General features: G+C 59.8%; 15 protein-coding genes and 3 pseudogenes. 8 read left to right on the forward strand and 10 right to left on the reverse strand.

Features of this window, described 5'->3' with window-relative positions:
- Positions 1 to 47 precede the first annotated feature (47 nt).
- Positions 48 to 956 (forward strand): formylglycine-generating enzyme family protein, encoded by a 909-nt coding sequence (locus ACFQX9_RS11300; RefSeq protein WP_377788473.1) that lies wholly within the window; start codon positions 48 to 50, stop codon positions 954 to 956.
- 139 nt (positions 957 to 1095) lie between these two features.
- On the opposite strand, the gene ACFQX9_RS11305 is transcribed toward ACFQX9_RS11300, so the two are convergent.
- From ACFQX9_RS11305 to ACFQX9_RS11315, 3 genes and pseudogenes are all read right to left on the reverse strand, one after another.
- Positions 1096 to 1431, reverse strand: coding sequence for a hypothetical protein (locus tag ACFQX9_RS11305; protein ID WP_377788476.1), 336 nt, complete (start codon positions 1429 to 1431; stop codon positions 1096 to 1098).
- 475 nt (positions 1432 to 1906) lie between these two features.
- Positions 1907 to 2050, reverse strand: a pseudogene (locus ACFQX9_RS11310) (IS256 family transposase); the annotation flags it as partial.
- Positions 2051 to 2473: 423 nt separating this feature from the next.
- Positions 2474 to 2897: pseudogene (locus ACFQX9_RS11315) on the reverse strand (hypothetical protein).
- A 241-nt stretch (positions 2898 to 3138) separates the two neighbouring features.
- Between ACFQX9_RS11315 and ACFQX9_RS11320 the strand changes: the two are divergent.
- Positions 3139 to 4671 carry a carbohydrate porin gene (locus ACFQX9_RS11320; protein WP_377788479.1) on the forward strand — a complete coding sequence of 511 codons (1533 nt, stop codon included), beginning with the start codon at positions 3139 to 3141 and terminating at the stop codon, positions 4669 to 4671.
- Here ACFQX9_RS11320 and ACFQX9_RS11325 read toward each other — a convergent pair.
- Both ACFQX9_RS11325 and ACFQX9_RS11330 read right to left on the reverse strand, forming a co-directional pair.
- Entirely contained in the window at positions 4668 to 5978 is a 1311-nt protein-coding gene (locus tag ACFQX9_RS11325) for an Nramp family divalent metal transporter (RefSeq protein ID WP_377788481.1), read from the reverse strand. The genes ACFQX9_RS11320 and ACFQX9_RS11325 overlap by 4 nt on opposite strands.
- A gap of 562 nt (positions 5979 to 6540) precedes the next feature.
- Positions 6541 to 7545, reverse strand: a complete 1005-nt coding sequence (locus ACFQX9_RS11330) for an ABC transporter substrate-binding protein (RefSeq protein ID WP_377788484.1) — start codon at positions 7543 to 7545, stop codon at positions 6541 to 6543.
- A gap of 148 nt (positions 7546 to 7693) precedes the next feature.
- Here ACFQX9_RS11330 and ACFQX9_RS11335 point away from each other — a divergent pair, with 148 nt between their 5' ends.
- Together ACFQX9_RS11335 and ACFQX9_RS11340 are read left to right on the forward strand one after the other, a co-directional pair.
- Complete coding sequence (locus ACFQX9_RS11335; RefSeq protein ID WP_377788487.1) at positions 7694 to 8644, forward strand: AraC family transcriptional regulator; 951 nt, start codon at positions 7694 to 7696, stop codon at positions 8642 to 8644.
- Positions 8645 to 9239: 595 nt separating this feature from the next.
- On the forward strand, positions 9240 to 9455 hold the full coding sequence (locus tag ACFQX9_RS11340; RefSeq protein WP_377788490.1) for a hypothetical protein: 216 nt from the start codon (positions 9240 to 9242) through the stop codon (positions 9453 to 9455).
- A gap of 415 nt (positions 9456 to 9870) precedes the next feature.
- Here the strand turns inward: ACFQX9_RS11340 and ACFQX9_RS11345 are convergent, their stop codons facing one another.
- From ACFQX9_RS11345 to ACFQX9_RS11365, 5 genes and pseudogenes are all read right to left on the reverse strand, one after another.
- Complete coding sequence (locus ACFQX9_RS11345) at positions 9871 to 10110, reverse strand: hypothetical protein (protein WP_377788493.1); 240 nt, start codon at positions 10108 to 10110, stop codon at positions 9871 to 9873.
- Positions 10107 to 11754: pseudogene (locus ACFQX9_RS11350) on the reverse strand (IS66 family transposase). The gene ACFQX9_RS11345 and the pseudogene ACFQX9_RS11350 overlap by 4 nt, the downstream one beginning before the upstream one ends.
- Positions 11755 to 11823: 69 nt before the next feature.
- Positions 11824 to 12171, reverse strand: a complete 348-nt coding sequence (gene tnpB, locus ACFQX9_RS11355) for an IS66 family insertion sequence element accessory protein TnpB (RefSeq protein WP_275167826.1) — start codon at positions 12169 to 12171, stop codon at positions 11824 to 11826.
- Positions 12168 to 12563: a transposase gene (locus tag ACFQX9_RS11360; protein ID WP_377788497.1), complete on the reverse strand. Its 396-nt coding sequence runs from the start codon at positions 12561 to 12563 to the stop codon at positions 12168 to 12170. The genes tnpB and ACFQX9_RS11360 overlap by 4 nt, the downstream gene beginning before the upstream one ends.
- A gap of 56 nt (positions 12564 to 12619) precedes the next feature.
- On the reverse strand, positions 12620 to 13033 hold the full coding sequence (locus ACFQX9_RS11365) for a tetratricopeptide repeat protein (protein ID WP_377788499.1): 414 nt from the start codon (positions 13031 to 13033) through the stop codon (positions 12620 to 12622).
- A gap of 663 nt (positions 13034 to 13696) precedes the next feature.
- On the opposite strand from ACFQX9_RS11365, the gene ACFQX9_RS11370 reads away from it, so the two are divergent.
- The 4 genes from ACFQX9_RS11370 to ACFQX9_RS11385 all read left to right on the forward strand — a co-directional run bounded on the left by ACFQX9_RS11370 (position 13697) and on the right by ACFQX9_RS11385 (position 21212).
- Positions 13697 to 14218, forward strand: a complete 522-nt coding sequence (locus ACFQX9_RS11370) for a class I SAM-dependent methyltransferase (protein WP_377788528.1) — start codon at positions 13697 to 13699, stop codon at positions 14216 to 14218.
- Between the two features lie 594 nt (positions 14219 to 14812).
- Positions 14813 to 19579, forward strand: a complete 4767-nt coding sequence (locus ACFQX9_RS11375) for a GAF domain-containing protein (protein WP_377788501.1) — start codon at positions 14813 to 14815, stop codon at positions 19577 to 19579.
- On the forward strand, positions 19576 to 19965 hold the full coding sequence (locus ACFQX9_RS11380; RefSeq protein WP_377788504.1) for a response regulator: 390 nt from the start codon (positions 19576 to 19578) through the stop codon (positions 19963 to 19965). Before ACFQX9_RS11375 ends, ACFQX9_RS11380 begins: the two co-directional genes overlap by 4 nt.
- On the forward strand, positions 19962 to 21212 hold the full coding sequence (locus ACFQX9_RS11385) for an adenylate/guanylate cyclase domain-containing protein (protein ID WP_377788507.1): 1251 nt from the start codon (positions 19962 to 19964) through the stop codon (positions 21210 to 21212). Before ACFQX9_RS11380 ends, ACFQX9_RS11385 begins: the two co-directional genes overlap by 4 nt.
- Positions 21213 to 21498 lie beyond the last annotated feature (286 nt).

Raw genomic sequence — 21498 nt, forward strand, 5'->3', positions numbered from 1 at the left:
AGTCTAGTGGTTTACCCCACCCCCGCGATGCGGCTGGGAGACTTTGTATGCATAGGTTTGTTCACCGATTAGCTCTATTTGTTGCGCCGCTTATTATCCAGCTCCATGTACCAAGCGTCGGTGCAGAAACGTTGGATCAATCCGTATCGGCGCTCGCGATCTTAGAGCACCCAACACTCTTAGATTTGCGGCTTTTCCGGCCGCTATCGCGATCTGAAGAAAGCGCATTGCTGCCGCTTGATCGCTTCAAAGAGTGTGATTTCTGTCCAGTGCTGATCGTCATTCCTGCTGGCCGGTTTACCATGGGCGCAAGCGCAGATGAACCAGGCAGTACGCCGGACGAACGACCGCAACACCAAGTGACGTTTCCGAGCTTTTCGGTTGGACGCCTTCCCGTTTCTCTCGCTGAGTGGAACGCCTGCGTTATGAGGAAGGGCTGCAGCTTCCAACCTTCGGATCCCAGCAGCAGTAGCGAATGGAAACCTATCACCAATATCCAATGGGTCGAAGCCAAAGAGTACGTCGAATGGCTGTCGCGTGCGACCGGAAAGCCATATCGATTGTTGAGCGAATCGGAGCGGGAGTACGTCGCGCGCGCCGGAACGACGACCGCCTTCTGGTGGGGCGATTCCTTCGCTATTGATCTGTTCGAACAGCGCCAAATCGCTGGGGCGCCCCTTCCGTTGCCAAGACCGGCGCTTCCTAATCCTTGGGGAATTTACGAAGTCCATGGTAGCGTCTACGACTGGGTGGAGGACTGCTGGCACGACACTTATCAAGGCGCACCGGCGGACGGATCGGCCTGGATAGAAGGTGATTGCAGCCGACACGTTCTGCGCGGCGGCTCGCTCAGCCGAGCGGCACAAACCCGCCGCGCCGCGGCTCGTATTTGGTTTGGCTCATCGAATCGGACGCACTACATGAGTGTTCGTGTCGCAAGAACGCTGCCGCGATAGGCAAGATGGGCCCGTTCCTGGACCACAAGCGGGGTTGGGTCCAGTGCGGCGAGATGCAGATCGTAGAGTTTGATGGAAAAACATGATCTGAAAAAAAGCGACGTGGTGCCACGGAGATGACCTGGGGATCTGGCGGCGGCTATTTCGCCGTCGCGATCCAGCGCCCATAAGCACGAGCAGCCTCGATGAATGCGCCCCAATCCTTTACGGAGGAGATCGTGGCTTCGATGTCATCCCACGTAAGGGTTGCCTCGGCGTCTAGCTCTGTCGCTCCGCGGCACTGCAAATCCTCTTTTGCCGCCAGACCGGCCAGACGCGAGGCAACGAAGTCCCGGTCGAGGTCCAGCAGAGATAGGCTTTGGGAGACGGATGAAACCTGAGCACCGCTGAGATCACGGATGTCGAGTAATCCGAGCTCCTCTCGTCTGACGGCCGCTGTTTCATCACACCAAATCTGTTCGGCTCGCTGCGCCAACTAGATGAGCCCAATGTACAGGGTTGTGGGGATCCCGGACAACTGCGCTTGGGTCTGCGTAGTGGCACGGATCCAGTGATACTGGAAGTCGAGCACCCCACCCGATTCTGGGTGGGAGCGATCCTTGCTTTCGTCAGTCGGCATTGCGTTCTCCGCGACTGCCATCAATTTAAAGGTCACAAAAACAAGGTGAAAATGCCTTGCTGGGCCAACGGCAGTATTCTACGCTTCGACTCGTCTTCTGCCCTTACGGGAGACCGTCCCCCGTCCCCCGTCCGCCGCTGGTAGGCGAGGCGCCCAGGTGCCACGACCGTTGCCGACCAAAGCTCCAGCGGTTCGCCCGGCGTTCATGTCCACCGTTTAACGTCCTATTTGACGACTACAACCAGCGGCTCGCATTCGTTCCGAGATCGTGTCCCGTGGCGTGGTGTAGGTGGCAGCAGGTCTCCACGTTCGCCGGCGAGAGCCGGGCTTGTCAGCTGGCGATCGCCGTGAGGCTGACGCTCGGATCATCGCTCAACGGAGCGATAGTTTCCAGCGTCATATAGCGCGCACGCTGAACGGTCCACTGAACGTTCTGCTCGATCAGGATCGACCGGCCTCGGCGTCGAGCGAGTGCCGCTCGGGACATCCATCGATCTTGGAGCCGCGGGGATTGTGGACCTGACCGGCCTCTGGACGCAGTGTGTCTTCACCGAATGCTCAGTCGGCTTGAAACGGCAGGTGCTCTCGTCAGCGGAACGGGCCCTCAACTCAAAGGCAGAGCGCTTGGTGTGGTGGGGGCCGCGGGACGATCGCGGGCCGGCGACACCGCGCAGGGGGTCGGCTCCCCGGTCCTCGTTGCGCCCTTGCCGGCCTCGTAAGGACCCCCGGCACACCTCGCCCGCCCCGTCGCCGCATTGAAACGCACTCGCTAGATCGAGCTTGCGCTGCAGCAACAGGGCGAGGGCGGTACGCTTGGGGCTGGGGAGGCAATCGACAGTTCGGAACTAACCAAGCCACCGCGCCCAACCGGCGCTTTTTCTTTGGCCTCGATGTCACCTCAAGAGCTATTCGCTCTCGCGCGTTCACGCGCCTCGCGACGACGTTCGCGGCGTTCGCGCCGCCGCTTGGCACGGTCAGCAGGCTGTGCCGGCAGCGGAACCTGGCTTGGAGCGACTATTGCGGACGTGGCGTCCTCGACTAATGGCGCTCGGATCGGCTCGAGAGCAGCAATTCCGGCTTCCGTAAAGTCGAGCACTTCCCGACCTTTGGACGTGATCCTCCAGCCGCCGCTGGTTCGTTCGACCAGCCCGTGTGAAAAGATGTCGAGATCCGGAACCCGGGCGGCGAGGCGCTTGGTCCGATCCGCCCATTCGCGGCCATTGGTCGCCAGGATGGCCATGTCGCGCTTGAGATCTTCCATGACGGCGAAGCCGTCCGGATAGGCCGGCCAGGATTTTCAGAACCGTGACCTGGAAATTCACCACCGCCTCGACCGATCAGCGCCAGATCGTGGACGCCCGCGAAGGGCGCCCGAGTTAGTCCGACGATACCTCGCCACTGGTGGCCGCCTCCAGTATCTATGAGGCGACATAGGTACGCTCCGGGGTCGCGGTACAAAACGCTCTCGCAGATCTTGTTAAGACCGCCCATAGCGCAGTCGCTGCCGCATCGAACATCAATGCCTCCCCAGAAGGGAAAGTCGTACTTTAACCAACATTCCGCATGGCGCGCCTCAAATGTCACGAATACGATAGTTGGTCTGACCACCTGTTGGAAGAAGCCCCGAGGGTGGACTTGCCTTGCAAGATCGGGCAATTCGTAAGGCTATTGTCGAGATCAGGAACTCGCGTGTCGCGACCCCAGCGAGCCTATAGGCAGGCAGTTCTTTCGTTGTCACTCGTCTTACTTCTGGCGGCCGGTGCCGCCGCCCAGGAGGACAAGAAGACCGACGACGACAAGCCTGCTGATCCGGATACGGGTGAGAGCACCGTAGAGGAAAAGACGCTCGGCCTTCTTCCTAACCCGCTGCAGAAGTACGGGGTGAAGTTCGCAGCCACCTATATCGGCGAAACGTTGGATAACGCTTCCGGCGGCGTGAAACAGGGGGCTATCTACGAAGGCCGTCTCAACCTCGCGGTGGATGTCGATCTGCAGAAGCTCGTCGGCATCGACAAGCTCACTTTTCACGCCAACATGTTCCAGATTCATGGCGACGGCCTGTCCCGAAGCAATCTTCAGAACTTCTTCGTCGTCAGCGGAATCGAGGCCCTTCCCTCAACGCGTCTCTACGAAGCGTATTTCGAGAAGCAGTGGGGCGCGAAGAGGATCTCGCTCAAAGTCGGTCAGCTCGCCGCCGACAGCGAATTCTTCAACACCAAATACACAGATGTGTTTACCAACGCCTCAATGGGTTGGCCCGCGATCACGTCGCTCAATCTTCCCAGCGGCGGACCGTCGCCGCCTTTGGCGGCTATGGGTGCAAGGCTGCTGATCAACGTGACCGACCAGCTTTCTGTTCTGGGTGGGATCTTCGACGGCGACCAAGCGGGACCCGGATCGGGCGACCCGCAGGAGCGCAATCGCTACGGCGTGAATTTCCGGGTCAACGATCCGCCGTTGCTTCTAGGTCAGATCCAGTACGCCTGGAACAACAAGAAGGGTGATCCCAACCTGACCGGCCAGATCAAGTTCGGCGGCTGGCGGCACTTCGGCTCTTTCGCCAATCAACAGTTCGCTTCGAACGGCGTCTCGCTCGCCGCTCTCGGTAGCAGCGGCGAGCCCCTCTTGCTGGCAGGGGACATCGGTGGTTGGGCGGTCTTCGAGCAGCAGACCTACCGCGTACCCCACAGCGACGATCGCGGCATCGGCTTATTCGCAAGGGCCGCCGGCGCACCCGCTGATCGCAACATAATCGACCTCTACGCAGATGCCGGTATCGAGTTCATCGGGCTTCGCGAGGACCGGCCCGACGACAAGTTCGGGATCGCGGCGGGCTATGCCCATGTGTCCAGGCGGGCCCAGGCGCTAGACGCGGATTACCGGGCGTTGGTAAATCCAAATTGGCCGCTGAGAAGCTTCGAAGGTTTGTTGACCGCTGCCTACCAGTACCAGATCAAGGACGGCTGGACTGTCCAACCCAATTTCCAGTACATCGTTCATCCAGGAGGCGGGGCCGCATTACCGGCCGGCCCCTTGGCGGGCAAGGCTCTCAAAAACGCATCTGTGTTCGGCCTCAGGACCACGCTCAAGTTCTAGGACGACGAGCCCATGAACATCGTGGCGACCATGCCCACGATGCAGAGAGCCATGGCGCCGGTCGCGGCCCAGCCCAGCCAGTACAAGGGTCCTGTGACGACAAGCTTGCCCATGACCTTCGGTCGCCGAACGAGCACCATCAAAAGAACCATTACAGGCGCGGCGAGCACCCCGTTCACCACGGCGCTCCAATAGAGCGCCTTGATCGGATCAATGGGGGTAAAATTGAGCCCGATACCGCAGAGGCCCGAAAGTGCCAGCACGGAGTAGAACGCGATGGCCTCCTTTGGTTTGCGCGACAGCCCGACCTTCCAACGACGCCCCTCGCCAATGGCGTATGCAGTGGAGCCGGCTAAGACAGGGATCGCCAACAGCCCGGTCCCGATGATGCCGAATGCGAAGATGAGCTCGGCGAAAGGACCTGCGATCGGCTTCAAGGCTTCTGCCGCTTGCGCCGAACTTTCGATATCGGTTTTGCCTTGGGCATGCAGCGTCGCTGCCGTCGTGACGATAATCGAAAGCGCGATAAGGTTCGAAAAGGCCATGCCGATCATCGTGTCGAGGCGGATACGGCGAAATTCTTCCGGCGCGTCCGACGAATCCTTTTTCAAAGGCTCTTTGTCGTCATCGACCCGCTGCTCCTCTGCTTCCTGTGACGACTGCCAGACGAAAAGGTATGGTGATATCGTCGTGCCCAAGATGGCAACGAGCGTCGTCAAGAAGGCGGCGTCCCAAGTGACGCGGGGAATTAAGACACCCTTCAGCGCCTCCAGCCAAGGCACCTCCACGACGGCGAGCGCGATCACGTAAGCGAATAGGCTGAGGGTCAGCCATTTCAGCACCGACACGTACCGGTCATAGTTGAAGAAGATTTGGGCGAGGACCGACAGCGTTCCGAGCAGCACCACGTAGACGATGCCGGGACCGCCAATCAAGAGTTTGAGCGCATCCGCCATGGCTCCGAGATCGGCAGCGATATTGATCGTGTTGGCGACGAACAGCAGCCCCACCAGGCTCCAGACGTAGGCAGGCCCGAAATTCCGACAGACATTTCCAGCAATGCCGCGGCCGGTCACACGCCCTATCCGTCCCGAAATCTCCTGGATCGCGGCCATGAGCGGATAAGAGAGCAGCATGGTCCAACCGATGCCGAAACCGAGCTGCGCGCCGGCCTGGCTGTAGGTGCCTATCCCGGACGGATCATCGTCGGATGCCCCCGTGATGAGGCCTGGTCCCAGTGTGGATAGAAAATTGCGAACGCGGAACGTCTTTCGTTTCTGAACCTTCGGTTCGATCGCCGCATCCATTCAATGGCTCTCCAGACCTTCGCGATAAGGTGGCTTCCAAGGTGCAAGCTGCCGCCCCAACGTCTCTGATTGCCGCTTGTTCCCGAGCAGACCTGTGGACTTCGACCCTCCCTGTTTTGCTTCCTTATGGACAACGCGACGCGCTGGAGCCCGTTTTGGTTTGATTTATTAGAAAACTCGGCTGCAATGTATTTGGCCGCTGGGCCTTTCGTTGAACCAAGCTCTCAAGAGCTGGCATTACGGCATCTCCTCCTCCAAGCGGGCCGCTTTGAGGATGCGCAGTCTCTCGCCGATCTCGCGGGCGAACTCTTGAAGGCGCTGCCCGCTAAAGCAAGAAGTCCGGAGCCACAGAAGAGCACGACTGGGCGGCAGTGAAGGCGCTCCCGTATCCGCTGCTGTACAAGAAGCCGCCGAGGGAGCGCCTGCTGTTATGGCAACTGAATAACAGCAACGGCAGGCCTTCTCCCGCCTGCGCGTGATCCGGCAGCGGCTTGCCTGTGCGACGGGATGCGTTGCTCTCACATTCGGTACTGCTTTCCCAGGTGGACCGGTGCTGTTCAGTCTACTTAGTGTCACCTGCGTACAGCTGGTCGATGAATCCATTGCGTTCAAGCTCGTCGATGAATGATGAATCAGCGATGTCGGATTCTTTCAGCGATATCGCCGCGGGATATTTCGGAACGAGCAGCCCCCGCAGCGTCGACATCCCAGGAAATGATGGCCGTGGGATCTTCTGAAACACTGGTACGTGAAACGCGTATAGCTCCTCGGCGGACTTGCGATCGTCGATTTTTAGATAGCGTTGCAGAAGGGGGACGACGACGTCTGGGCGTGTCTTAAACAGATGGATCGTCTCGACAAATCCCTGCATAACGTTCATCACCAGCGCGCGATCAGACGCAATCAGCTTGCGAGTGCTCGCGAAGATCGATGGCGTGCCGAACTCATGGATGGGGAACGCGTTCCAGCCGTAGCGGACTTCGCCCCCAAAGCGCAGATCGATCGGGAGTGCCCCGGCATCGATTTCGCCAGCTGCCAGCGCCGCGTAGATGCGATCGAACTTGATCAGCGGGAGGTAGGTCGCAGTGGCGCCCGCTTTCTCGACTGTGATCCGGGCCGCCACACTGGTCTGTCCGGTCTCGGTCAAGACTCCGACCTTCTTGCCATTCAACTGTGCGAGTTCCCTGATGTCCTTGCGGGTCATCACGAAGGAATTGGGAAATTCCGACGTCGGCGTCGCTAGGATCACGATATCGCGGCCTTTGAGCACCTCTTCGGCGACTGGCAGGGTGCCGGTATGGGCGAATTCGCAGTCGCCGCGGATGACGAGGGCAGCCGCCTGCGGCCCGCCGACTGCGATGGCCGGCAGGCTCATCTCGATCCCATGCTTTTTGAAGACACCGGCCTCGGCTCCAAGCCATGCGGTACTCTGCCAGGTGGCGAGCAGACCGGTCGCTACGCGGACCTGTCGCGAGACCTCTTGCGCTGCGGCGGGGCCGAAAGCGATCGCCGGGGCCGCAGCCGCGCTTGCGATTAGTTGTAAGAACTCGCGCCGTATAAGGGTCATGGCATCCTCTGAACTTGCCCGCAGCATAGCCGTCGATTGATGCCTCTGGCTTGGCCGCAGCGGGAATGAGGCACGGACTGGACGGGACTCCGCACGGTTGCTAGGTTACCACCTGACCGCTGTGGTCGCTGCGCGATGGAGTATCCCGATGACCACCCGCGTCGCGGATGTCGTACAGGTGCAAGCGCAAGCCAGTGACGTGGAATCACTGCATGACCGCGGCGTGACCTGGGTGGAGTTCAAGCCGATGCCGGACGTTGCTTGCAGCATCGACTTTGGGCTCCGGAAGTTTCCTGACTTTGGCCTCCTGTCCGGGACGGTGCGGGGTGTCCGACACGAGCACGCGCGCCGGGACAGCGGCGACGGCGACGATGATTTTAGCTTTCACATGAATTTGCGCGGGCTCAGTCTCGTTACGGGGCGGCGCGGCGAGACGACGTTGCGTGACGGTGATGCGATGCTTCTCAGCTATTCGGTCTCGCGGACCATCGACCGGCCACAACTCGTGGATCATCGCGTCATCCGACTTTCGCGCGCCTTACTCAGTCCGCTTGTGCGCAACATCGACGATGCCACACTACGTCGAATCCCGCGCGGCACTGGCATGTTGAGGCTGCTCCGGAATTACGTTGATGCCGTCTTCGAGGATCCGGCGCTGGCGAGCCCGCAGATGCGACGGCTTGTCGCGGCGCAACTTTGCGATCTCGTCGCGGTCACGCTCGGCGCGACCCGCGACGCAATCGCGGTTGCCGAGGGCCGCGGTATTCGCGCGGCTCGCCTTCGCGCCATCAAGGGTGACATCGAGGCGCACCTCTCGGCCAGTGATCTTTCACCCAGCGCGGTCGCAAAGCGCCATCAGATATCGGACAGCTACATCCGTAAACTGTTCGAGAGCGAAGGAACGTCATTCTCGCAGTTCGTCCTCGGCCGCCGGCTCGAGCGCGCCCGTCGCATGTTGACAGACCCTGGCTGGCCGCAGCGCAGCATTGCTTCGATTGCATTCGACGCAGGCTTTGGTGACTTGTCTTACTTCAACCGCACCTTCAGGCATTTCTACGGCCTCAAGCCGTCGGAAATGCGTCGCGCTATGATGCCGTAGCTTGCAGCACGACACGCTTCGAGAACCCGCGACCGCCTTCGACTAAATGGTCCGCACAACTGGGAGCCGTCGCACGGGACAACCGGCTTCCGGGTCATACAGAGTCAAAGCCAGGGCCGCGCCAAGCCGAACATCGCGATTAATTTCGGAGCAGAATAGTCGGGCAGCAGCGCGCCACTTAGCCCTTATTCGAAATAAGAAACTGTCTGGGCGACGGGCGAGGAAAGCTGGCATGACGGGTTTCGGCTTCCAGAATCCTCCTCGGGAAACGTCGGGGACGAGGAACCAAACAGACCTCCGGCAGTCCGTGGATGAATTGGCCGAGCGGCTCCGGAAGGCGGCGGTGGAGGCGCCGCTACGCTCGCTGGTGGCGGCCTTCGTATTGGGGGTCTGGTTCGCTCGGCGGCGTTGAGATCAACGTCGTGGCCGCCGGCAGTCTCCATGCCACGAAAGCTGAGGACCCACCGGACATCGCTTGGCATCTACGGCCTCGCCATCGCGGTTCCTCGAGCAAGGCGACGGTCGGAACGGAACTTGTCCGCGACGCGTTGACCAGGCAGTGATCCAGATTCGGAGAATGCAGACGAAATGTATTATGTCGGTGGCCTTGGTGGCCGCGATCTCGTTCGCCTTGGCACCCGCCGCCGACGCCAAGGGCTGCCTCAAAGGCGCCGTCGTCGGTGGCGTAGCTGGTCACATGGCCGGACAGGGCAAGCTTGGCGCCGCCGCGGGTTGCGCCATTGGTTACCACGAAGCGAACAAAGCCGACGCCAACAAGGCAAACGCTCAGGCGCCTGCGGATCGAAAGTGACGGGCTTGCGTCTCCGCGCGCCGCGTCGGAGCGCGGCATTTGGAGGTTTCTTCATTTGCCTAGCGCTGGCGACCAGCTCCGCATTCGGCAAGGAAATGAAGGCTGCGGCGTTCGACACGGCGGAGCCATCGAAGAAGATGCTCTCGAGCGAAAAGCCAGCGACAAATTACTTCCGCTCGCGGGCTCAGTGCTAGGGCGTGCATTTCCGGGCAGTTATCGCCGATAGAGCTCAGTTTGATGGAATATGGCGCCGGGGCGCATATTTCGTCGAGAAAATCCTGGATGGGGTCAAGCCAAGTGATTTGCCCGCCTGAGCGAACCTTAACGAGGTGCGCTCTACTTCGCTGATGGGCCAAAGTCGGACATATTGGTTCACGCGGTTGCGATGCGTATCCATTCGGCGTAGGCCGCAGGGCTACCGCCTGAGTAGTCCAGGGTTCTCTTTATAGAACTTGATGAACTCGATCAGGTTGTCGATGCCGAAGTCGGTGAACGCCTGAACGCCGTCTTCTCCGACGCCATAGACCCAGATGACGCCATCCTCGATCTCCATCTCGTTGGCGATGTCCCACAGCCAATCTTCGTCTTCGCCGAGGTCTTTGGCGACCTTGGTGATGGTGGTGACGTGATGGACCTTGTTGACCTGGGTGGTCATGCCGCCGCTCGAGCGGAGAGCGCAGACGCTGACGTCCAATTCCAGGGCAGAAGTTCGTCCAGCCGATGAGCCGGATGAGCGGCGATACGGGCGAGGACATTCGTGAGCCACGCCTGCGGATCGATGCCGTTGATTTTGGCTGTGACGATCAGGCTGTACATAGCTGCGGCGCGCCGCCCTCCGCGATCAGATCCGCAGAACAGCCTGGACTTCCGCCCAAGAGCGATGCCTCGCAAGCCCCGTTCGGCGGCATTGTTGGAGAGACACACGCGGCCGTCCTCGAGGAATAGGGTGAAGCTCGCCCAGCGCTTCAGGATATAGTTGAACGCCCTAGCCAGGTCGTGCCCCCGAGACAGCTTGGCAAGCTGCTCCCGCATATAGACCTGGAGGTCCTCGACCAGAGGCCGGCTCAGCGTCTGCCGAACCCGAAGGCGCTCCTCGGCACTCTTGCCGTTGATGGACCGTTCGATCTCGAACAGCGCATCGATCCGCCGCACGACCTCGATCGCGATCGGCGAGAGCGGGATTTCCTTTTTGCCGGTGGCCCTGCGCCGGGCATTCTCTTCGATGTCGGCCATCGCGAAGAACGGGCGCCGTCCATGCGACCAGCAGGCAGCCTCGCGGATTGGCCCGGCCTGGCGTCCCGGCAGATAGAGCTGGTTGTACCCGTCATAGGCGTCGGCCTGCAGGATGCCGGCATACCGGGCCAGATGCGCTTGGGGATGCTCGCCCTTGCGGTCGCGCGAGTAGTAGAACATCGCCGCCGGCGGGTCCGTGCCCCCAAATGGCCGATCGTCGCGGATGTAGATCCAGCACCGTCCGGTGTCGGTCTTGCCCTTGGCCAGGACCGGTACCGTCGTATCGTCAGCATGAAGGCGCTCGGCCGCCATGACGTGGGCTTCCACCAAGCGCAGCAGAGGATCCAGCGAGGCACAGACCGCCCCAACGGCATCTGCCATGGTCGACAGTGCGATCGGCACGCCAGAGCGTAGCGCTCCGCCTGGCGGTTGAGCGGCTGATGCTGGCCGAACTTCTCAAACATAATCATGGCCAAGAGGCTCGGACCAGCCCACCCCCGAGCAACGGCAGGAACGGCGCTGGCGCCTGGCTGATCTTCTCGCAGTCGCGGCAGGAGAACTTCTCGCGGACCGTCTCGATCACCTTCCACTGGCGCGGCACCACTTCTAGCGTGCGGGTCACGTCCTCGCCGAGCTTGCGAAGACGATTGCTGCCGCAGCATTCACAAGCCGTAGGTCCGTCGATCACTACCCGCTCCCGGGGAAGGTGCTCGGGGAAGGTCTGGCGCTCGGCGCGCTTGCGCGTAAATCCGCGCACCGTGGTCGACCTGGCCACGGCCCATTCCGCCGCCAGCTCGTCCTCGGTTGCGTCAGCTTCCAGCTCTTCGAACGTCAGCGCCAACTGCTCGATCAGCCGCGCCGAGCGCTCCGACCGTTGTCCGTAGATCTGATGTTTCAGCTTGGCGATCTGCAGCTTCTGCTGGGCAATCAGCGCCTCGTCTTCCGACGCTTTCGCGCGGGCGACCGCGAGCTCGGCGGCGACCTCCAAAGCCTTCGCGCGCTCGACTGCCAGCGCCTTCTTCAGGGCGGCAACCTCATCCGGAACAGCGTCGCGATCAGCATGCACGCGATGCAGTGAATCACAGATTGGACGCGATGGGATTCCCCAAAATGCAAGAAGCTACAGATTCGGCGCTCAGCCCGCGCTTTGTGGCCGCCAGCTCAGTTGCGGATTCCGCCAGTCGATGCCTTCTAGCATGTAAGCCATCTGGGCCGCCGAGATCGACACCGCACCGTCCGACGCCGAGGGCCAGATGAACTTGCCACGGTCCAGGCGCTTGGCATACAGCGACATGCCCAACCCGTCATGCCAAAGAATCTTCACCAGATCACCGCGGCGGCCCCGGAAGATGTAGAGATCGCCGGCATGAGGATCGCGCTTCAAGCTCTCCTGAACCGTGAGAGCCAAGCTTTGCATGCCACGACGCATGTCGGTGTGGCCAGTGGCGATCCAGACCCTGACGCCGCTTGGGATCGGGATCATCGTCGTCTCAAAACTTCAAGAACCCGCTGCAGCGTCTCGGTGTCTACGTCCCGGTCAACGCGCACGCGACAGCCGCCGCCAAACTCGATCTCGATGATTCCAGTCCTTGCGCGCTGCGCCGGCGGGGAAGAGGCCGGTTGTGGCGCGTCACTCGAGATCGGAGACGCCACCGGCGTGATCTCGACGGGAACGAGAGCTGGCACGGAATCTCCGCCCAGCCGACCCTGGCGCGCTTGTCGACGCCACGTGAACAGCAGGCTGTGAGCCATCCCGTGCCGGCGCGCGACGCCGCAGACTGTCTCACCAGCCTGCAAGGTCTCTTCGACAAGGCGGACCTTCTCGTCGGAACTCCATCGCCGCCGACGTTCGGCGCCCAACACATTGACCTGCATTCGCCACGTGACCTTAAAGCTAGACTTAAGGTCAAATCCTCGGGCCGCCTCCCAAACTAAACAAGGCGGCCGCCGCCGGAGGGATACTGCGATGCGTTGTCGTAACCAAGTCGACCGGCTCTAATTGGCGCGACGAAGCGGCCTTCCGGGCCATGAACCTCTTCCACGCGTTCGGCCCACCGGCGGCCGTCATCGCCCCGCCCGAGCGCCATTGTGCAGCAGCACGGCAACTCGAATGTCGGACCAAACACGGGACGCAACGCCAGCGCCCGCTTCGCGCTTTCGAGCGCCTCATCCACCATGTCGCTGCGAAGTTCGGCGTAGGCCAGGAAGATGGGCCACGCTACGTTCTGCGAGTCATAAGGATTGAGGGTGAGCCCGTGCCGCAAAGAAGCGATCGCCCGACCTGCATCGCCATCGAATAAGGGTGGCTGCCAGGCGGCATACGCGTCGAAACAATCCTGAAACATGATCGCAAGGTCGACGAAATGAAGCTGAAGCCGGACGGGAGAATGATTGCCCCCATCTCAAGGGACGGAGATACACCGATGGCCCGCTAACGCAACGCCCGCATTTTCGCCTTCACCGCCGCGCCACTGGTGGCGGCTCTAGCGTTTGTTCCGCACCACGTCAGTTCCGATCTGGGCGCCAGTTGGAATTGCAGAGAAAACGTTTTCCTGACGAGCTCTTCACTCAGCAGCGACTGGAGAATCATCGAACGCGTTGTTCTCTGGGCGGGCCTACTGGGAGCCGTGACTTGGTCTGCTCCGCCCGTCCTTTTAAATGTCCCGCCGTTGCCAGCGCGCGAAGAGCACGCGTTACCCGGAGAGAACGAAGATGGGGAAGGCATTTCACGACGAGACACAAAGCCGCCAAGTCGAACGGTTCTGGCTGGGCCGACTATTGGCTCCCGAAGCCGGGCGAGACGGAGCCGTCGCACAAATGTTAGCTACGTCACGGCAGTAAAGGCTGACGGTGTTGCTCTAGTCGGCGCAGGACTCTACCGGACTGGTCCGACCGTCTTTGGGCGAACAACATCCGCACGTGTGCCGCTGCGCTCAAGAGCCGGCGGCTGAGGCAAACTCTCCTAGAGGAGATTGATGGTGGAAGCATCACCCAGCCGAACGGCACTTATGACGTCGCTGATGAGAGCGGTGCATTCGCGGTGTGACCCTTCTCCTCTTCTCTATGACCCTTGGGGCGATCGGCTCGTCCCCGCGTCCGAGCGCGAAAAGTTAAGGCACCGGATTTTGGCCCGCATGGATTCGGAAGGACATGCCCGCGCTCTGCGAGCGCCGGATTCTATCCTGGATGAGTTCCTGTTGAGGAATACTGCCTTCCCTGGAGTGGTCATCCGTTCCCGGTACGCCGAGGATGCGCTACGCGAGGCAACAATCAGGGGTGTACGTCAGTATGTCCTAATCGATGCGGGATTCGACAGCTTTGCGCTTCGCTGCCCTGCTTTTTCCAACATGCTGGAAATCTTCGAGGTAGACCATCCGGCGACGCAAACCATGAAGACTCATCGCATCAGCGAATGCGGCGTCTCGCTTTTGCGGTCTGTGCACTTCATCGCTGCCGACCTCGCAAAGGAGGATCTCGTCGCTCTTCATTCCGAAACGACAAGGCAGCATTCTTCTCCTGGCTCGGGGTGACGGTGTACCTGACGCGGGAGGCCAATTTGTCAACGCTGCGGGCTGTTGCGACATGCGGTTCGCCAGGAAGCGAGATTGTATTCACTTACGTCGATAGACTCGAGTTCAGCCCGGATCGATCGCAGTCGCCACACAATGACAATGCCCCTCTGGTGGCGCGATAGGCGAACCTTATAGGTCCGGGTTTGATCCCAAAGAGATCGCGAACGTTCTGATGTCTGTTGGGCTTGAGTTGGTCGAGGATCTAGATGGAAAGAAAATGTGGGAACGCTACGCGGGAGCCAGCGCTACTATCCGGCAACCGCCTGAGAGCTTGCACATAGTGTTGGCCCGCGTCGGGAGTTCCAGTGCCTGAACCTTGCGCAGCTTGGGGATGCGTAGCTCGACCGCGCCGCAACGAATCAAACTCTTCTGCCATGTGGGTGGTCCTAATGGTCCATGCCGCAGGCGAGAAACCGAGTTTTCTGACGGGCAGCCGGCTTGAAAATCAACCAACGTTAGGGTGGCGTGATGGCGCAGAGCGTGGAATAATCTTGGTCCCTAATGCGATTTTGGCCCGTCGAATACTCGCTGTCGGGCGATATGGAATTTTTCATGACCGCGGTTCTTCAGGACATGGTCGCGGACTTGCAGCAGGAGAATGCGCGGCTTTTAGCTGAGTTGCGCGCTGCGAATGATCGGCAGAAGGCGACTGCGGAAATCTTCAGGACCATCGGTGGTTCGGCGGGCGACGTCGATTTGCAAAAGCAAGTGGACGTGCTCGCTCGCCAACTGAAGGAAGCCAGGGAGCAGCAAACCGCTACGGCCGAGGTATTGCAGGTCATCAATTCATCGTCTGGCAATCTCGCGCCGGTGTTCGACGCCATCTTGGCGAGGGCGCACCGCCTATGCGATGTCGCTTATGGCAGCTTACAGGTCTACGACGGCGAACGGTTCTGCGCCGTTGCGGTCCATGATCTGCCAGAACAATTCGCTGATCTCTTGCGAAGAGGGTTTCGGGGATCCGACCATCCGGTAGGTCGGGCTTTGCTTGCCGGTGACCGCCTGGTGCACCTAACAGACTGCTCGGAAATCGACCATCCGGTTATGCAAAGTGCGGCCAAACTCGCTGGTATTCGTACCGCACTGTTCGTGCCGCTGCGCAGAGACGAAGCGCTGCTCGGAATGATCGTCTGCGGCCGACGCGAAATCAGGCTCTTCACAGACAACGAGATTGCCCTCCTGGAGGGTTTTGCCTTGCAGGCGGCGATCGCCATCGAGAATGCCCGCCTTCTGAACGAGACGCGCGAGGCCCTGGAGCGGCAAACAGCAACCGCCGATATCCTCAGAGTGATCGCAAGCGTGCCCTCGGACGTGCAGCCTGTGTTTGAGGCCATTGCCACGCGAGCCAACGCTCTGCTCGGTGGTTTCTCAACGGCTGTCTTTCGGTTCATTGACGGCATTGGACATCTCGCGGCGTTCACGCCGACCGATCCGGCAGCTGACGAAATCTTAAAAAAAACATTTCCGCGGCCAATAGCGGATTTTGATACTTTCGCAATGGCCCAGGCGGGCAAGGTGGTGCAGACGGCCGACATCGAAAGTCTGACGAACGATATCAAGCACATTGCGCGCGCGCGTGGCTTTAGCAGCATGATGTTCGTGCCCCTGGTGTGCAGCGGAGCTGTCATCGGCATGATCAGCGTCACGCGCAAGGAGACCGGCCATTTCACCGATCATCATGTACAGTTGCTGCAGACGTTCGCCGACCAGGCAGTGATCGCGATTGAAAATGCACGGCTGTTTAACCAGGTTCAGCAGCGCACGAGAGACCTGACCGAAGCCCTGCAGCAGCAGACTGCGATTGGAGAAGTCCTCAAGACTATCAGCCGCTCGACATTCGATCTGCAGCCAGTGCTGGACACGCTTGTGCGGACAGTAGCGCGCCTGTGCGACACCGAAATGGCCTTCATCATGCGACGCGAAGGGCGGGTATATCGCGCGGGCGCGGCTGTGGGTTACACAAAAGACTACATCGAATTCCTTAAGAGCCACCCGATCGCGCCGGATCGAGGCACTATCACCGGTCGTGCGGTGCTCGAGGGGCGGCCAATTCAGATCCTCGATGTGTCGGCCGACCCCGAATACACATTGCGGGAGTCGACGACACTCGCCGGTCAGCATACTGCGCTATGTGTACCGTTGCTGCGAGAGGGTGAGCCGATCGGGACCATTGTGTTGGCCCGCCAGCGCGTTGAGCCCTTCACGGAAAAGCAGATCGAACTAGTCTCCACCTTCGCCGACCAGGCGGTGATCGCGATCGAGAATGTCCGCCTCTTCGACGAACTTCGGCAGCGCACCGATGACTTGAGCGAATCGCTGCAACAACAGACCACAACCGCGGACGTTCTGAAGGTGATCAGCCGATCGACGTTCGACTTGCCGAATGTTCTCAACACACTCGTCAGCTCGGCGGCACTACTGTGTGGCGACCCCCGGGCGGCGATCTATCTCATTCGTGATGGCCTGTTGCATCTGGAGGCCGCCCATAACAATCCGTTTGAATGGGTTGACCTGCGCAGGAGCCAGCCGCTCGCGCCGAGCCGTGATACGCCGAGCGGGCGGGCGGCTCTAAGTGGTCAAATAGATCATGTTCCTGATCTCTTGAAGGATCCCGACTTCAAACGGCATGATCTTGCGAGCCTAGGTGACTATCGCGCGACGCTCAACGTACCCTTGGTTCGCGAAGGCATTACGATTGGGGTACTCAGCTTGGCGCGGCCGGAGCCGGGGCCGTTTACCCAGCGGCAGATTGACATCGTCCAGAGCTTTGCCGACCAGGCGGTAATTGCGATTGAGAATGTACGGCTATTTGAGCAGCTACAAGCTCGGACTCGCGATCTAACGGAGGCGCTGACCTATCAGACGGGCAGCGCTAACATCCTACGAGTGATCGCCTCGTCCCCAACCGACGTAGGTCCAGTGCTCAAGGCGATCGTAGAAAGCGCCTGCGGGCTCTGTGAGGCCGCCGATGCCGTGGTTCTGCTTCGAGGGGAAGATGAGGTAGTATTTGGAGCGCAGCACGGATCCATTCCAATGAGTTGGCAGCGCTTGCCTATAGACCGACAGTTGCCGTCCGGTCGCGCCATTCTCGACTGCAAACCCGTTCATGTACACGATCTCCTTGGGCCTGAGGGTAACGAATACCCAGTCGGTTTCGAACTCGCACGTCGCTCGAACGTCCGCACGATTCTCAGCGTACCACTGCTTCGCGAGGGCGAGAGCATCGGAGCCATCGTTCTCCGCCGCACCGAGGTCAATCCATTCAACGAAAAGCAGATCGCATTGCTTCGGACCTTTGCTGACCAAGCGGTGATCGCCATCGGAAATGTCCGTCTTTTTGAGGAGGTGCAGGAGCGCACGCGCGAACTGACGGAGGCACTTGAGCAGCAAACCGCGACCTCTGAGGTCTTGCAGGTTATCAGCTCTTCGCCAGGTGACTTAGAGCCGGTGTTCCGGAAGATGCTCGAGAATGCCACACGCGTCTGTGGTGCGAATTTTGGCGTGATGAATCTGCTCGACGGGGACTGCTTTCGTATCGCCGCAAGTCATAATGTGCCGCCCGAATTTGCTGCCTTGCGAAGGGATTTCGTCTTTCAGCCTCACCCGGACAGTGGCCACGCTGCCGTTATCAGAACCCGGCGGCCAGTGCATTTTCATGACGTGCGAAGCACCCCAGCATACTTAGCCGGTGCACGTCACGTCGTCGAGATTGCTGATATCGCTGGTGCCCGCACCGTCGTCTTGGTTCCGATGTTGAAAGACGATGGGGTGATAGGCTCAATTATTATCTACCGGACAGAGGTTCGGCCGTTCACGGGCAAACAGATCGAGTTGATTGAAAGTTTTACGAAACAAGCGGTAATTGCGATCGAGAATACGCGCTTGCTCAAGGAATTGCGTCAACGCACAGATGATTTGAGCGAGGCGCTCGAGCAGCAGACCGCGACTGCTGAAGTTCTTGGAACCATCAGTTCATCGGCGGGCGAGCTAAGCCCGGTTTTTGACAAGATGCTGGAGAATGCGACACGGATCTGCGGTGCCCGATTTGGCACAATGAATCTCTACGAGGAAGGCGGCTTCCGTACTGTCGCCCTCTACAATGCGCCGCAGCCCTATGTTGACACCCGACTCTTCAAGAGCATTCGCCCGCATCCTGCAAGTGGGCTCGGCACTGTCGAGAAGACCCACCAAACTGTTCATATCGACGACATCAGGACTCAGCCGCCCTACATCGATGGCAATCCGGACGTCCGGGCGCTTGCCGATCTTGGCGGCGCCAGAACCCTGGTCATCGTACCCATGCTCAAAGAAGATGAGCTCATCGGAACCATCACGATCTTCCGCCAGGAGGTCAAGCCCTTCAGTGGGAAACAGGTCGAGCTTGTGTCCAATTTCGCAAACCAGGCTGTGATTGCCATCGAAAATACGCGGCTGTTGAACGAGTTGCGCGAGCGCACGCAGGAATTATCGCAGTCTCTGGAAGAGCTTCGCACCGCGCAAGATCGGCTGGTCCAGAGTGAGAAGCTTGCCTCGCTTGGCCAGCTCACGGCCGGGATAGCACATGAAATCAAGAACCCTCTCAACTTCGTCAATAACTTCTCGGCTCTCTCTTCGGAGCTGATCGAGGAACTCAAAGAGGTGCTGCGCACAGTGGCAGTCGACGAGAATGCCAGCAAGGAGATCGACGAACTCACGGAGTTGCTGCAGGGAAACCTCCAAAAAATTGTCCAGCATGGCAAGCGAGCGGATTCGATCGTCAAAAATATGCTCCTGCATTCGCGTCAGGGGTCGGGCGAGCGCCGGACGGCGGACATCAATGCGATGGTCGACGAAAGCCTCAACCTCGCCTATCACGGTGCACGAGCAGAACAGCCGAGCTTCAATGTGACGCTCGAGCGGAAGTTTGATCCTGCTGCAGGGACAATCGACGTCTATCCGCAGGAAATCACCCGGGTATTCCTGAATCTGATTGCAAACGGCTTTTATGCAGCCGCGAAGCGTAAGGAAGCCGCTGGCGATAGTTTTGAGCCAACGCTGAGTGCAACGACGAGAAATCTCGGCGGCGCGGTGGAAATCCGGATTCGCGACAATGGCACTGGTATCCCGCCCGAGGTGAAGGAGAAGATATTCAATCCTTTCTTCACCACCAAGCCAGCGGGCGAAGGGACGGGGCTCGGTCTTTCGATCTGCCACGATATCATCGCAAAACAGCATGGCGGTAGGATCGAGGTCGATACCGCGCCGGGTGCTTTTACAGAGTTAATTATCACGCTGCCACGTACGGCGGCTCCAATATCGCAGACCGGAGGCAAGAGTTGAGGGTCTATATTTTAGTCGTCGATGACGAGCCCGACGTCGAAGCCTTGTTCCGTCAGCATTTCCGGCGCGATCTGCGAGACGGCCGCTTTCTTATGGAGTTTGCTCTCTCGGCACCTCTGGCATTGCAGCGCGCCACAGAGATCCGAGATGCAGCGCTCATTCTGGTGCTGTCTGACATCAACATGCCTGGAATGAGTGGTCTGGAAATGCTGCCGATCGTGCGTGCCGCCCGTCCGGATGTTCCCGTGATCATGATCACGGCGTATGCCGATGCCGACACGAAGCGCAAGGCGCTGGAGAATGGCGCGGCCGATCTACTGACCAAACCGATCGATTTTGCGCTGCTCCGGATCGAAATCGATAATCGACTAGGTCAAGCTGCATGACCGCGACTATCCTGGTCGTCGATGATGAGCCTGATCTCGAGACGCTGGTGCTGCAGAAATTTCGTCGCCAGATCCGTGAAGGAGGAATGGCGTTCGTATTCGCGCATGACGGCATCGAGGCGTTAGCATCGATCGAGCAGCATCCGCATGTCGACATGGTGGTATCCGACATCAATATGCCCAGGATGGACGGGTTGTCGCTGCTGGCCAAGCTGCAGGAGCACGAGGACAAGAAATCGACCATCATCGTCTCTTCTTACGGCGACATGAGTAACATTCGGACGGCCATGAACCGCGGTGCGTTCGACTTTTTGACCAAGCCGATCGACTTCGACGACCTTGAAATCACGATCAACAAGACGATCAGTCACGTCCAGACCATGAGCGAGGCCCGCCGCCGCCAGCTCGAAGCCGAACGCGCTCACGCCTCGCTATCTCGTTATTTTTCGCCGCAGATCGCCAGCCGTCTCGCGGCTATAGGCGACGGCGACGGTATGGAAGCGCACTGGCGGGAGATTGCGACTATCTTCACCGACATCACCAACTTCACCTCGCTCGTGGAGACCGTAGCCCCGGAAGTGCTGGGCGCGCTGCTCAACGAATATGTGGGCGGTATGACCGATGTGGTGTTCGTTCATGAGGGCACGGTCGCCAAGGTCCTAGGCGACGCGATCCAGGTGCTGTTCAATGCGCCAGGCGAACAGCCCGATTATGCCCGACGAGCCATTGCCTGCGCTCATGAACTCGACACCTGGGCCCAAATGTATCGAGAACGCTGGGAAAAAAAGGGCGTTGATTTTGGTGCCACGCGCATCGGTGTCCATGCGGGGGCTGCGCTGGTCGGCAACTTTGGCGGAAGTCGGTTCTTCGACTACAGCGCCTATGGCGATACCATCAATACCGCAGCGCGGCTCGAGGCTGCCAATAAGTATCTCGGCACCCGCATTTGCGTCAGCGCAGCGGCAGCCGCAGCCGCGGGCAATTTTCAGGGACGGCCAGTCGGCGAAATTATGTTGCGAGGACGCAGCGAGCCGCTTCGTGCTTTTGAGCCGCTTCAGGACGCGGCATTCAGGGCGCCTTCCACCGCGCAATATGTCGAGGCTTTCGCCAGGCTGGAGGCCGGCGATACAACGGCGATGCCGGCCTTTGCTGCACTGGTTGGCCTACATGCCGACGACGCGCTGGCCGGATTTCATCTCAAGCGGTTACTCAACGGTGCCAAGGGCACCCGCATTCAGTTTGAGTAAAAGTCCCGCACCGCGCCCAAAGATTGTCCACGCTTCAAATTATTTGGCGGCATTAAGATCTCGATGGCAGCCGCGTCCACCTTCCTGTTTCCGTAGTCTCGCGACAACCGCATCAGCGCAATAGCCGCGCACCTCGTTGAGGTCAGCTTAGGAAGGCATGGGCGGACTAGAGTTGCTCCGGTCAACTCCCTCCGCAGTTTGGCCCGAAACGTCTTCTTGGGACCGCAACCGCGGCTTTCCTTATAAGCTGTTTCATTCTCCATCTTTTAAGCGCAAGGTGCTGCGT

Origin of the sequence: Bradyrhizobium sp. GCM10028915, assembly GCF_042666195.1 — a bacterium.
In the GTDB taxonomy this organism is placed as follows: domain Bacteria; phylum Pseudomonadota; class Alphaproteobacteria; order Rhizobiales; family Xanthobacteraceae; genus Bradyrhizobium; species Bradyrhizobium canariense_D.

What these genes read in the sequence shown, in the direction of transcription:
- ACFQX9_RS11300 (WP_377788473.1), top strand. Translation starts at nt 48, where the DNA reads ATGCATAGGTTTGTTCACCGATTAGCTCTATTTGTTGCGCCGCTTATT.
- ACFQX9_RS11320 (WP_377788479.1), top strand. Translation starts at nt 3,139, where the DNA reads ATGGCGCGCCTCAAATGTCACGAATACGATAGTTGGTCTGACCACCTG.
- ACFQX9_RS11325 (WP_377788481.1), bottom strand. Translation starts at nt 5,978, where the DNA reads ATGGATGCGGCGATCGAACCGAAGGTTCAGAAACGAAAGACGTTCCGC.
- ACFQX9_RS11330 (WP_377788484.1), bottom strand. Translation starts at nt 7,545, where the DNA reads ATGACCCTTATACGGCGCGAGTTCTTACAACTAATCGCAAGCGCGGCT.
- ACFQX9_RS11335 (WP_377788487.1), top strand. Translation starts at nt 7,694, where the DNA reads ATGACCACCCGCGTCGCGGATGTCGTACAGGTGCAAGCGCAAGCCAGT.
- ACFQX9_RS11340 (WP_377788490.1), top strand. Translation starts at nt 9,240, where the DNA reads ATGTCGGTGGCCTTGGTGGCCGCGATCTCGTTCGCCTTGGCACCCGCC.
- ACFQX9_RS11345 (WP_377788493.1), bottom strand. Translation starts at nt 10,110, where the DNA reads ATGACCACCCAGGTCAACAAGGTCCATCACGTCACCACCATCACCAAG.
- tnpB (WP_275167826.1), bottom strand. Translation starts at nt 12,171, where the DNA reads ATGATCCCGATCCCAAGCGGCGTCAGGGTCTGGATCGCCACTGGCCAC.
- ACFQX9_RS11360 (WP_377788497.1), bottom strand. Translation starts at nt 12,563, where the DNA reads ATGCAGGTCAATGTGTTGGGCGCCGAACGTCGGCGGCGATGGAGTTCC.
- ACFQX9_RS11365 (WP_377788499.1), bottom strand. Translation starts at nt 13,033, where the DNA reads ATGTTTCAGGATTGTTTCGACGCGTATGCCGCCTGGCAGCCACCCTTA.
- ACFQX9_RS11370 (WP_377788528.1), top strand. Translation starts at nt 13,697, where the DNA reads ATGACGTCGCTGATGAGAGCGGTGCATTCGCGGTGTGACCCTTCTCCT.
- ACFQX9_RS11375 (WP_377788501.1), top strand. Translation starts at nt 14,813, where the DNA reads ATGACCGCGGTTCTTCAGGACATGGTCGCGGACTTGCAGCAGGAGAAT.
- ACFQX9_RS11385 (WP_377788507.1), top strand. Translation starts at nt 19,962, where the DNA reads ATGACCGCGACTATCCTGGTCGTCGATGATGAGCCTGATCTCGAGACG.